This window comes from Bacillus sp. RCC_6_1, assembly GCF_041360755.1.
Taxonomy (GTDB): domain Bacteria; phylum Bacillota; class Bacilli; order Bacillales; family Bacillaceae_G; genus Bacillus_A; species Bacillus_A cereus.
In genome coordinates this window covers 24,867-38,284 of record NZ_JBFUPV010000017.1, presented here as the reverse complement: position 1 = coordinate 38,284, position 13,418 = coordinate 24,867, and the positions used below count along the sequence as shown (strand labels likewise).

Below are 13,418 nucleotides of genomic sequence, written 5' to 3'. Positions count from 1 at the left end.
TATACACCCCTATTTGTAATTTTTAATTTTAATAAGCGTAAAAACCTTTACCACTCTTTCTACCACATTCACCTGCATCCACCATCTTTTTAAGTAATGGACAACATCTAAACTTTGGATCTTGATATTCCTCATAAAGTACATTCAAAGAATGTAATACTGTATCTAACCCAATTAAATCTGCTGTTTCTAATGGACCCATTGTATGTCCAAAGCATTTTTTAAATATATCGTCTACCTGTTTAGGCGTTGCTACACCATCCATTACAACCCAAGCCGATTCATTCATGAATAAGTGGGAGATACGGTTAGAAACAAACCCAGTCTGATCATTAACCACAATTGCATCTTTATCTAATTGTTTGAGGAAAGATTGAGCTTTTTCGACCGTTTCATCTGAAGTTAAATACCCTCTAATAACTTCTATAGATGGTTTCATATATACCGGATTCATAAAATGCATTCCTATTATTTTATCTGGACGCTTTGTTACTCCTCCTACTTTTGTTATTGAGATACAAGACGTATTGACTCCAAAAATTGTATCCTTTTTACATATCTCATCTAATCTTCTATAGATCGGCTCTTTAATTTGCCAGTTTTCTGGAACATTTTCTACTATATAATCACATTCAGCCACTTCATCAAGATTAGTAGAGCTGCTTATTAACGAAAGTACTTCTTCCTTATGCATTCTAGGAAATGCTTTATTAATTAGAGGAGCAAAGCGAACTGTCTCTAATATTTTCTCTTCCGCTATTTCTAACTGCTCTTCTGTAACATCAATTAATACCGTTTCTAGACCATGCAGCACTAAATCTACTGCCATGCCGATCCCCATTGTTCCAGCACCTACAATACCAATTTTCTTGAACATTTATCCATCATCGCTCCCTTAATATATTTATAATTTATATCTAAAAACTTTTACATTGAAGAACTCTTTGCAGGTAACGTTTTTGTTCTCTCTCTTTAATCTGTTTTTCAGTAAGTGCTGTTTTCATCATTTGGATTGCTTCTTCTACATCACTTTTCTCCACTGAATACCCCGAATTAATTTTTTCTTCCAATTGACTTTGGACCTTTTGAAATGGGAGTACTACCTTTTTCTGATAATCACTTAAATCTGTATTATAATTTTTTGTACTTACAACTACAGTTAAACACCCTGATATAACTTCTTCATAATCAGATTCTTGTAATGTAAAAGAATTTTTTGTATTTAGGATATCTTTCTCCCTTTCATAATTAAATGTCGATATAGCAGGGTTAATAGCTTGCAGAAGATACTTCAAGACTTCCTTTGGTCCCATTTCAATAGCTTTCATAGACCCTTGATTCATTAGATAGTGAATCATGTCCAACCATTTCACAGGCTTTATTAATTGTAAGTAAAGGTTTTCTCTTATATTTTCTACACCTTTATACATTGAACTATCATGATTCGCTATGACAGGTACTAATGGCTGTTTCATATCTATATTTTCTAGTACACTCTTATATTTTTCAGCAGCAGGTTGCATCATAGGAGAATGAAATGGCCCACTTAATTTAAGGGGGATTGCAATTCCCCCATGCTCTACTACCATTTCACAAGCTAACTGAACCGCAGAGTTTGTACCAGAAATTGATGTTTTATTTGGAGTGTCATAAGCCGATATATATACTTCCTGTCCCTTGGTTAACAATTCTGAACAAATACCTTCAACAATTTCTGGAGCAAGATTGTTAACCCATGCCATAGTTCCATCTATAGTCAATGCATAGCTACTCAAAATCGTACTACGTTCTTGTACTAATTTTAAGGTATCTGAAAATGCAATTGCTCCAGAAGCACATAGAGCTGTATATTCTCCCAAAGAATATCCAATCATTGCCTCTGGTTTATTGCCTATTTCCTGTTCAAAAACTCGAAAAGCTGCCATGCTAGTTGTTACTAAAGCAGTCTGTGAATTTTGTAACTTTTCAAGGTCAGCTTTGTATATCTTCTCCATACAAAGGGAAGCCATGTCTATTTTTAGAGTGTCACTTGCTTCTTCAAATATCTCACGTGCTACAGGGAAGTTTTCATAAAGGTACTTACCCATTCCAGAATAATGGGATCCTACGCCAGGAAACATAAATACAATATTCATCTTTTTATCTCCCTTTTTTTCATCTTAAGCTATCTTCAACTCTATCTAATAAAGCTCGTCCCTCTTCAGTTTTTCTTAAATTCACTAAATCAACTACATAGCGAATATCTGATACATCATTCCATCCTAAATCCAGTGCAAAATTCATATGCTTTAACGAAAGATCGATTCTATCAATTAATGAATAACCACATGAAAGTAAAAAGTGATGCCATGCATTTAAATCTCCTACAGTACGAGCTTTTTGTACAAACTCACTAGCTTTATTAAAATCTGAATAGTATCTTAGTTGATGGTATGCGGTAAAAACGAAATTATCTAATTCGTTATAAGGAAACACATAAGCTGTATAGGTTTGAAGATTTGTGAATCCAACTTTTCCCGCTAGTTTAATAGATGGAATACGAAAATCCTCTGTCTTCCAATGTGGTGTTCTTCCTTGTTTTAAACAGTCATCCAAGAATGCTCTTGCAGCCAACCAAGCATACCCTTTACTTCGCTGGAATAAATCATAAGTGTTAATTCCAATTTCCACATCAGTATCTGTCGCAAAAACCGATAAGCAACTAGTTACAACTTGTTCATGTACCATTACTACATAACCAAATCCATTTCGAATGAAATCCTGAGTTGACTCCCAAAAATCAACAATATCATCCCGTACCATTGCGAACTTTTTATCTGATAACATGTCGATTGTAATACGTTCCACCGTTACCTCATCAGGCATATTAGGTTTAGATAACTTATTATAAGACTCCGGATCAAAAGTAAATGTTACTCGAGTGTAAGGTTTAGGAATAAACATTTGCAATTGTTCCTCGACAACCTGTTTCCATTTTGATTCGGGTAATAATTCAACCTGAAAAAAGTCATCCCCTATCTGCTGAGCCTCAGGTGCAATTACTTCTTTAATAAAAGTTGGTAGACTTGAAACAAAATTACTTGTAGGATCACCTAATAAATAAAAAATTTCTTGTTCTGCCCATACAAGTGCACATCTAGGGTTATTAGGATTATCCACATAAATATGTCCCTTATTGTAACCATGAGCTATACCATTAAGTATTGGATGGTTCTTATAATCAACGAGAAGTGGTGATATTTGTTTGAATTCATCCTTTTCTTTTACCAATTCATAAATCATATTCTTAAAAGTCCTCCCTTTTGAGAACAAGTGTGAAGTGCATGCTGCGCAATAATTGGCTGAAGTACCTGCGAGGTACCTTCAATAATTTCTAAAACCTTTGCTTCCCTAAATAAACGCTCAACAGGATATTCTCTTGAAAACCCGTTTCCACCAAACACTTGGACAGCGTCTGTGGCTACCTTCATAGCCATCTTTGAGGCAAAATATTTTGCAATGGTTGTTTCAATTACAGCATCAGTATGTCTATCCTGACGCTTTTTCCCAGCCTCTTGGCATAACGAACGAGCTGCTTTTATATTTACACTTGCTTCTGCTAAAATTGTTTGAATTGCTTCATATTCACATATATATTTATTTCCTTGTTTTCTTCTTCTTGAATAAGCTACCATTGCTTCTAGTGCTTCTTGAGCAATGGCTACTCCCGCCCAGGCAATACTATATCTACCATGATCAAGAGCTGTGTTAACTACATAACTCCATCCACCCCCAATTGGTCCTAACAAATTTTCAGCTGGTACCTTTACATCTTGCAAATGAATCTCAGCTATATGCGAGGAATTACTTGCTAACAGTTTACTCATTTTATTTGTAGAAACACCCGTCATTGACCGTTCAACAATAAAAGCGCTAACTTTTCCCTCACTAGACGCAAAAACTAAAAAACAATCCGCAATGTCAGCAAAAGAAATCCATTTTTTGTGCCCATTAAGAATAAAATGATCATTAACTTGTTTATAGGAAGTTCCAACAGCTTTTGCATCAGAACCAACCTCTGGCTCAGTTAGGGCAAATGAAAATAATAGGTTCCCCTTTGCCATCTCAGGTAACCATTTTCTCTTTTGCTCTTCAGTCCCCCACCTTTTAATTGACTCCCCTACTAAAGATACATGAACTGTAAGTAATTCACGAACCGAATTACAAGCTTTACCAATGATTTCAGTAAGACGACCATAATCTAAAGAATCAAGAGAAAGCCCACCATATTCTTTTGGTATCGTTGCACCCAATACACCATAACTTGAGATTTCTTGTATCACATCATAGGGAAGCTCTTCATTACTTTCAAACTCACTTGCTCGAGGCCGAAGCTTCTTTTCCGCAAACTCATCAACTACTCCCAGAATCTCTTCTGCATTACTCATACTGTGAAATTCCCATTCTTCTTTTTGTTAATTAGATCAACCATATTATTAATAGTAGAAAAGTTAATAATATCAAGTTCATCATTATCTACTACTATATCAAACTCCGTTTCTATGAAATTTAACATTTGCATAGCAAAAAGCGAATTTACATAACCTTTTTCAAATATGTTGTCATCATTAGCAACAATAGTTTCCTCTGCATTAAAAATAATAAGATTTTTTTTAATGTATTGACGTATTTTTTCATGATTATCCATGTGATTACTCCTTCTGAGACCTGGGAAATCAATTAACCTATATCCCAATTAAAATCAGTCTCTATTTTTATTTTTTCTTTCTCCTGAGTCGCAGATAAAACAAGTTCTTTTTCCTCACTTGTTAACATTTGAATATCTTTTAGACTAACATTAGGATGAGTTGTTATTTCTTCTAATAGAAGGTTAAATCGCCGTCCAAATTCTACTATTGTTGATTTATCAAATAAAGATGTAGCATATTCAAAAGTGAATTCATATATATCTTTATTTTCTTCAGCAATAAGAGTTAAATCAAACTTACTTGTTAGTGTATCTGTGTTTGTTTCCGTGCTAATTTCTAATCCATCCACAACTGTATGTTTTTCATCCGAATTTTGTAATACAAACATGACATCAAATAAAGCACTTCGGCTTAAGTCTCTAGAAAGATCTAATTTTTCCACTAACTGATCAAATGGATACACCTGATGTTCGAAAGCTTCTAACGTATCGTTTTTCACTTTTTTCAAGTGATTAATAAAAGATTGATCTGGATTTATTTGATAACGTAATGCAATTGTATTTACAAACAACCCCATAAGAGGTAACAGATCAGCATGCGGCCTACCTGCAACTGGTGATCCTATAATGACATCCTTTTGTTCCCCATGCTTGTACAGAAAAATAGTGAAGGTAGCCATAAGTAACATAAAAGGTGTCGTATCAGTTTCTAGTGCTATTTTTTTTATTTTTTGAGTAATTTCCTTGTTTACTTGGAAATTGTATTGTTCACCCTCAAAACTCTTTACTGGTAGTCGACCTCGATCGTATGGTAATTCAAGAACTGGTATATCCCCTGAGAATAATTCCTCCCAGTATTTCTTATGGATATCAAATTCTTTAGAAGATAATAATTTTTGTTCCCACACAGCATAATCTTTATATTGCAAACGATTTTCCGGCAATGTTTCCCCAGCATATAGGTCCTTAAAATCATGCATAAAGATACTTAAAGACACGCCATCTGTTATGATGTGATGAAGGTCAATTACAAGTAAATAACTATTATCTTTTAGTTCCTTTAGTCCAGCCCGCATTAACGGAACCTTAGAAAGATTAAATGGTTGCAACCATTCTTTATACTCTCCCTTTATCATTTCTAGCTCAAATGTTACCTGTTCTAATACTCTCTGTACTAATTGATCTCCCTGCCACTCAAACTGTGTTCTGAGTATTTCATGGCGTTTAATAAGCTCTTCAAAAACTAATTCTATCCTTTTCCGGTCCACCGTTCCTTTTAGAATAAAACAACTTGGTACATTGTATGTCATCTGTACCCCATCCATCTCTTGTAATAGCATCATTCTTTTTTGGGCTGATGAAACCGGGTATACCTCAGATTTCGGTACTATTTCTATCTCATGCAATCTATTTTCTTTTGAATTTTTAATAAAATGGCTTAAAGTTCTTATTGTTGGATACTCAAAAAGATTTGCTAATGATAATTGCACATTAAATTCTTTCCATATTTTAGCGTTGATTACAGTAGCATGAAGGGAATGACCACCAAGTGCGAAAAAATTATCTACCACACCAATACAAGGATTACCTATAACTTCTTTCCATATATCAACTAGCTTTCTCTCCATATCATCGAGTGGTTTTACATAATTAGTAATCTCCATCGATGGAGAAGAATCTATAATTACATTCTTTGTATTACCTTCTATAACAGAAATAAGAAATGTCGTTATTTGTTCAGCTAAATTTTGCTCGTATTCTGCAGCATGGTGAATTTTATCTGAAATGTTTACTATTCCTTCTTTAGTTACTGATTTTGTTAAGTGCATTTTTATCAATGATCCACGAATTACTCCCCAATTGGCAGCTGCTGTCTTCATAGATTCAGCGATAGTTTGGAAGTCCGAGTGATAACGCTCACCAAGAAACGAAAGCATTTTTGAAAACTTCACTCGGCCATCTACAACTTGACCTAAATGTGAGAATAACGGAACATCATTAAAGTCTAAATATCCATCTGTCTCTTTATTTAAATCAAACCTACTTATTAGTTTCGTAGCAAAAAGGTGCATTTGTGAAAAAATATGTTTTTCATCTTTTATATGTTTTATCCAATTTGACAAATCGGTTGTAATCGATTGTATGTCTGTGATTTCATCTTCAGTAACTTTTAAAGTACTTACTTTTTGATAACCCTTATGAAAAAGTTCTGTTGAAAGTTGTGAATTTTTAACCATAAAATATGGATCGGTAATAATGAAACAGTCTTCTTCGGGCTCATATCCTACAATAACAAATGAATGAACAATATGATTTTTTAGATAATTCTCATCCCAAGGAAGCCAGTATGCATTCATGGTTACCACCACAGGAAATCCCGAGTATAATTGTTCTAATATAATTTCAAATCCTTCATCGGATGAATCTGTATCAAATATAGTACTTTTTATACCATGATATTTTTCTAAATCACTTACAAAATAACCAGACTCTGTATATAAACCATCCCCTAGATTTCCATTATCGACAGGAGAAAAACCAAAATCCCATAATCTAGCGTACATTAAATAATGTTTACGCTTAAACCAATTAGCTAACGTAGCAATTACATCATCAATACAATTCTGTTCAGAACTTTTACAAGGCTCTACATCATATAAGATTGAAGAAGTATAATTTCCCATTTACTCACCTCTATATTTTTACCAACAGGAAAAACTATTGTAATTTGGTTATTTCTCTATACTAAGTTGACAGAGATATGTATATCTTCTTTAAAAAGCTATCCATTATTATTAACACATTTCATATAAAGAATCTTATTTCTCGAATCACTTTTTTATTTTAATCATTCTATAATAGGGAGGAGAATTCCCTAACTCATAGTCACCAGAATAAACACTAACATTCTAGAAAGCTAAGAGGGAAAGCTCCTTTAATCCCACAGTATAGCAAGTGTAAATTTAAACTCTTAAAAGTTGTGTTTACAATATGAAGTAATACTAATTATTTTTCTTTTCTGCTATATAAGCAGCTAGTTGTTTAATATTGCGTTTTGTATATGCGACTAAGTCGTCCGTATTAAGATTCTCGTTTTCTAAAGCAAGATCAAGCTCAATAGCTAGTAGAGAATTTCCTCCTAAGTCAAAGAAATCATCCTCTACACCGACAGCTTCAATCTTCAATATACTTTTCCATATTTCAACCAAACGAGATTCTAACTCATTACTAGGAGACATCATACTCTCCTCCTCATTCTTAGGTAAAGATCTAGGTGAAGGTAAGGAATGTCGATCAACCTTTCCACTTGGTGTTAATGGTATGTTTTCAACTTCAACAAAGAAAGTAGGTATCATATAACTCGGGACTAATTTCGCAAGATGCAATTTCAAATCAGAAATGGATACAAGTGATTTTGCTACGAAATAAGCTACAAGTTTTTTCTGCCCATCTTCATCTTGAATGTCTACTATCACTGCTTCTTTAATTGCATGATGTGAAGATAAAGCATCTAAAATTTCCCCTGGCTCAATTCGATATCCTCTAATTTTTAATTGTTCATCATTTCTACCGAGGAATTCTATATTCCCATCAGGTAACCAGCGTGAAAGATCTCCTGTCCTGTACATTTTCTCCCCTTTTACAAATGGGTCTGGTAAAAACTTTTCTTCAGTTAATCTCATTTGATTTACATATCCTCTTGCAAGCCCTTCTCCCGCAATATACAGCTCTCCTACCGCGCCAATAGGCTGAAGTCTCTGTTTTTGATTAAGTATATAAAGCCTTACATTCGGAATAGGCTTTCCAATAGGAATAGTATTATAGTTTTTACTTTCTTGAAGTGAAAACGTACTTGCGATCACTGTCGCCTCAGTAGGACCATACATATTTTCTATTTGAGTCGATAGTCGATGCTTTTTAAACTTATTAACCACCTCATGTGTCAAAGCTTCACCCGCAAGTAATATATACTTCACTTTATTTAAAACCTGGCAATTTTCATTATTAAGTGTATTTACGAAGGCTCTAAACATAGACGGTACAAAATTTAATAATTTCACATCATATTTATCTATAGTTCTTAAAATTGCTCTTGGGTTTCGATGTTCCCCATTGTCCATTATTACTAATTTACTACCTACTATGGTCCACCCAAACAACTCTAGAACAGATACATCAAATATATAAGGTGTCTTCAGTAAATACGTATCTGATTCATCCATAGGATATAAATGAGACATTGAAAATAAGAAATTCACAATACTACAATGTTCAATCATGACTCCTTTTGGTCTACCTGTAGAACCGGAGGTGTATAAAATATAAGCTAAGTTATTTGGTTTTCCAGTAACCTCCAGGTTGCTTGTATCACCAACGTACAAATTTTCTTGCTTTAAATCAATAATCTCTCCTACAAATGGAATTTCACCTACGTATTTAGATTCTGTAAGTACAAATTGAGGATTACAATCCTCTAAAATATGTTCCATTCGACGCTTTGGATATTCAGGATCAATTGGTACATATGCAGCTCCAGATTTTAGCGCAGCAAATATAGCTATAATCATTTCTACGGATCTTTCCACAACGATACCAATTTTAGTTTCCTGATCTACACCTTTTTGTCTAAGAATACGAGCAAGCTGATTTGCTCGATTATTGATATACGAATAACTGTACGGTATATCATTTGAAATAACTGCGATTTCTTCTGGTTTATTTTCAACCTGATCCTCAAAAAATTGATGAACTAATTTGCCCTGAGTAAAATCTAATTTTGTATTATTAAGTTCATTTAACATCCTTGTGGATTCACTTTTACTTAAAACATTAACGTCTTCAATTTTCGCTTCAGGATTAGCTACCATCCACTCTAGCGTATTTATAAAATGCATCATAAACCGCTCTATAGTTTGCGGATAATATAGTCCTGTCGCGTATTCCAATTCTAATCGCAGACCCTCTTCTTCCGGAAATACTTCTATACTCATATCTACCTTTGAAGCTTGATGCTTAATTTCGTATGATTTAAATGTAATATCTTTTATTTTTTCTGATGTTCTTCCGATATTCTGCATTACTAACATGACATCAAATACAGGATTTCGATTAGTATGATAAGCCATGTCTAACTTATTTACTAACTCATCAAATGGGTATTCTTGATATTGAAATGCTTCTAGCGCATTTTCTTTTACTTCATTTAAGAATTGAATTATCGTCTTTTCCGCTTTAGGATGATTTCTCATAGGTAGAGTATTTACAAACATACCTATGATAGGCTCAAGATCATGATGAATTCTTCCTGCAATTGGAGAACCTACTATAATATCTTCCTGTTGCGTATACACATGCAATACTATATTTAGTGACGAAAGAAGTACCATATATAAAGTAGCTTCTCTTTCATCCGCAAAGGATTTTAATTTATTAGAAAGTTCAGTTGTTAGATGGAATACTAATCTATCACCTTCAAAAGTTTGATTTAGCCCACGTGGCTTATCGGTTGGGAACATAAGAATTGGTAACTCACCTTTAAACTTATTTACCCAATACTCTTCAATTTCTTTCAGCCCTTCATCATGTAAACGATTGGTTTGCCAATTTGCATAATCTTTGTATTGTATTTTAATAGGCTCTAAGGCTTTGCCTGAATATAAATCTATAAACTCTTTTTCTAACTTCGCTAAAGATACTCCATCTGCTATTATGTGATGAAGATCAAAAAGTAACAGGTATTGATTGAATTCTAATTTCATTAAACCGACGCGCATAAGTGGAGCCCTATCTAACTGAAAAGGACGAATAAATTCCTGTATTAACTCTTCAATTGTTGATCTATCAGATTTATATAAATGTTCAATTCTAATATCTAAACTATCATGAATAAATTGAACTGGTTCACCTTTAATAAATTGGAATGAAGTTCTTAATGATTCATGACGTTCCACTAATTCTTTGACACATTGTTCTGCCTTTATAAAATCAAACTCACCTTCTATTAACATTGCACCTGGTATATTGTAGGCAGTTCCTATTCCAGCAAAGCGGTTTAATATATATAATCTTTTTTGTGAAGAAGAAGCTTGATAAAATTCTCTATCAGGTACGATCTCAATTTGAGAATAATTTTTCTTCCCTTCATATTTCTCTATATAATCCGCTAATAGCATAATTGTAGGCCTTTGAAACATTTCACGTATAGGTACATCTACACCTAAACGTTTATATATGTGTGAAACAACAGAAGTAATTTGTAATGAATTACCTCCTAATTCAAAAAAGTTATCATTCACACCTATTTTCTCTATTCCAAGTACTACTTTCCATATCTCAGAGAGCATTTGTTCAATTTCATTACGTGGTTCAATAAATAAAGCTGTGGATTGCTCCCAAATTGGATCTGGAAGAGCTTTCCGATCTATTTTACCGTTTGATGAGATTGGAAACTGCTCAATTGGGATGATGTATGCAGGAATCATATAAAAAGGTAAATACTCTCTAAGGAATTGGCGTACCTCTTCTACTTTAGCTGAAGAATTCATAACAACATATGCACATAAAACCGGAGCATCTTCTCCCTCTTTTTTACGTGTAATTACAATAGCTTCACCAATTTCAGGATATCGTAATAGTTGCTTTTCTATTTCTCCTAATTCAATTCGTAATCCACGAATTTTGACTTGATCATCCATACGGCCTAAATATTCAAGATTTCCATCTGGTAACCAGCGAGCCAAGTCTCCAGTACGATATACCTTGTCATCTATAATAGAAGAACCTGTTTTGGTGATTTGTATAGGAACAAATTTGTCCATAGTTAACTTAGGTTGATTTAAATACCCTCTTGCTAGCCCTTCTCCTGAAATACACAACTCTCCAGGAATTCCAACGGGTTGTAATTGTTGATTATCACCCATAATATAAACTTTTTGATTGGCTAGAGGTCGTCCTATTGGTAATTGATTCATAAGTTCTAACTTATCGTGCTGAACATGATAACATGTAGAATCTACAGTAGTCTCCGTAGGTCCATAAGCATTTGTTAAATTAGGTTGGCAGTTCTTATTAAATAAACCAAGGAATTTCCGCGCTAATTTCGGTGGTAATTCCTCTCCAGCAATAATAAAATGTTTAAATGAATATTCTATTTTTTCATCTATAAAATTAGTTAATAATCGAAGATGCATCGGCGTTCCATCCGCGATATTTATTTGCTTTTCTTGATAAAAATTAATTAGCTTCTGCCCATCAGTTCTTGCTTCCTCTGGTACTATAAATAAACTATTTCCTAATAAAAGCGCACCAAACATGTTTTGTACTGAAGCGTCAAACTCAAAAGGTGAAACTAACCCGATTCGCATAGAGGAACTATATTTATCATATATTTCATTTTTTAACCCGAATATTAAATTTACAACACTACGATTTTCAATCATAATTCCTTTAGGATTACCTGTTGTTCCAGAGGTAAAAATAACATATACCAAATCGTAAGGTTTACTTACTGAAGGGAAACTAACCAATTCTGTTTCAAGTAGTTCATTAAAACTTACCATACTACAATCCTGGATTTCCCTTGTAAAATCTTCACTAATAACTTCTGGTTTTACTATACAAAGTGGAGATTTACATTCTTTTAGCATTGCCTCTATCCGTTTATATGGCAAATATATGTTAATAGGTAAATAAGCAGCTCCACTTTTTAAAATACCTAGCAATGCAATTACTGCATCAATTGATCGATCCATCATAAGGCCAACAATGTGTCCTTTTCCAATTCCTTTTTTATATAGAGAACTGGCAACCAGATCTACCTTTTCTTTTAATTGAGCGTATGTTATTTCTCTTTTGTCATCAGAAACAGCAAGTTTATTTGGATTATGCATGACTTGTTCTTCAAATAACTGTATCACCGTTAAATGATGCGGGTAATCTAACTCAGTTTGATTAAATGTGATTAACTCTCTTATATCATTATCACTAACCCAATCTAAATCTATATGCGGCGTATTCGGTTGTAGTAAAGCTTGCTCTAACAAGTCTATAAAATGATGACCAAATCGCGTAACAGTAGATGTTTTGTATAGATGCTCATTAAAATACATATCAACTTCTATACACCCATTTACTTGACGGAAAGAGAATATAATCTCAGCATTGCTCTCACTTAAATAATTTAAATCTTGAATTTCCTCTAGCAAAATTGCAGTACGGAACGGATAATTACGCCCCTCTGGAAGGTAGTTACTCAAAACCGGTTGTAAACTTTCCAATGGGAAATTTTGATGTTCTAAAGCATTAACCATTACTGTACTAACATGCTGGAGAATTTGTCTAAATGTCATATGTTCCTCAAGACCATGTCTTAAAACTAACAAAGTATTAATAAGGTTAGTATCACTGTCTTGTTTTAAAACAGGTGTACCAATGCATATATCTTGCAATCTAGTATATTTATTTAACAGCAAGGTAAGTCCAGCAGTAAGAATCATGTGCAACTGAAGATCTGATCCATTTGCTAACTTTAAAATCTTCTCGGACAATTCCTCTTTTAGTTTTATGTTAACATTTGATAAATTCACCTGTTTGTTTGATGTCCGGTAATCATAAGGGAAATGGCAGTCAGCCAGTTCCCCTGATAAGTTTTCTAACCAAAATTCTCTTTCCTTTATTCGTTCATTTGCGGCAATTACTTTATCTTTATTTGCTATTCGTTCAACCATAGTTA

At 33.6% G+C, this 13,418-nt stretch carries 7 protein-coding genes; all 7 read right to left on the bottom strand.

The window, feature by feature from the left end:
• Window positions 1-28: 28 nt before the first annotated feature.
• Complete coding sequence (locus tag AB6801_RS27585) at window positions 29-877, bottom strand: 3-hydroxyacyl-CoA dehydrogenase family protein (protein ID WP_000473347.1); 849 nt, start codon at window positions 875-877, stop codon at window positions 29-31.
• A gap of 40 nt (window positions 878-917) precedes the next feature.
• Window positions 918-2,135, bottom strand: a complete 1,218-nt coding sequence (locus AB6801_RS27580; RefSeq protein WP_001028177.1) for an ACP S-malonyltransferase — start codon at window positions 2,133-2,135, stop codon at window positions 918-920.
• A 19-nt stretch (window positions 2,136-2,154) separates the two neighbouring features.
• Window positions 2,155-3,282 carry a GNAT family N-acetyltransferase gene (locus AB6801_RS27575; RefSeq protein ID WP_097842234.1) on the bottom strand — a complete coding sequence of 376 codons (1,128 nt, stop codon included), beginning with the start codon at window positions 3,280-3,282 and terminating at the stop codon, window positions 2,155-2,157.
• Window positions 3,279-4,427, bottom strand: a complete 1,149-nt coding sequence (locus tag AB6801_RS27570; RefSeq protein ID WP_000063355.1) for an acyl-CoA dehydrogenase family protein — start codon at window positions 4,425-4,427, stop codon at window positions 3,279-3,281. Before AB6801_RS27570 ends, AB6801_RS27575 begins: the two co-directional genes overlap by 4 nt.
• Window positions 4,424-4,687: an acyl carrier protein gene (locus tag AB6801_RS27565; RefSeq protein WP_000368639.1), complete on the bottom strand. Its 264-nt coding sequence runs from the start codon at window positions 4,685-4,687 to the stop codon at window positions 4,424-4,426. The genes AB6801_RS27570 and AB6801_RS27565 overlap by 4 nt, the downstream gene beginning before the upstream one ends.
• Window positions 4,688-4,719: 32 nt before the next feature.
• A complete protein-coding gene (locus AB6801_RS27560) occupies window positions 4,720-7,371 on the bottom strand; it encodes a condensation domain-containing protein (RefSeq protein WP_098787936.1) in 2,652 nt (883 codons plus the stop codon).
• Window positions 7,372-7,689: 318 nt separating this feature from the next.
• Window positions 7,690-13,413: an amino acid adenylation domain-containing protein gene (locus AB6801_RS27555; RefSeq protein WP_370941254.1), complete on the bottom strand. Its 5,724-nt coding sequence runs from the start codon at window positions 13,411-13,413 to the stop codon at window positions 7,690-7,692.
• Window positions 13,414-13,418: the final 5 nt, after the last annotated feature.

Coding starts and splice junctions, on each gene's coding strand:
- AB6801_RS27560 (WP_098787936.1), bottom strand. CDS start 7,371: ATGGGAAATTATACTTCTTCAATCTTATATGATGTAGAGCCTTGTAAA.
- AB6801_RS27580 (WP_001028177.1), bottom strand. CDS start 2,135: ATGAATATTGTATTTATGTTTCCTGGCGTAGGATCCCATTATTCTGGA.
- AB6801_RS27570 (WP_000063355.1), bottom strand. CDS start 4,427: ATGAGTAATGCAGAAGAGATTCTGGGAGTAGTTGATGAGTTTGCGGAA.
- AB6801_RS27575 (WP_097842234.1), bottom strand. CDS start 3,282: ATGATTTATGAATTGGTAAAAGAAAAGGATGAATTCAAACAAATATCA.
- AB6801_RS27555 (WP_370941254.1), bottom strand. CDS start 13,413: ATGGTTGAACGAATAGCAAATAAAGATAAAGTAATTGCCGCAAATGAA.
- AB6801_RS27565 (WP_000368639.1), bottom strand. CDS start 4,687: ATGGATAATCATGAAAAAATACGTCAATACATTAAAAAAAATCTTATT.
- AB6801_RS27585 (WP_000473347.1), bottom strand. CDS start 877: ATGTTCAAGAAAATTGGTATTGTAGGTGCTGGAACAATGGGGATCGGC.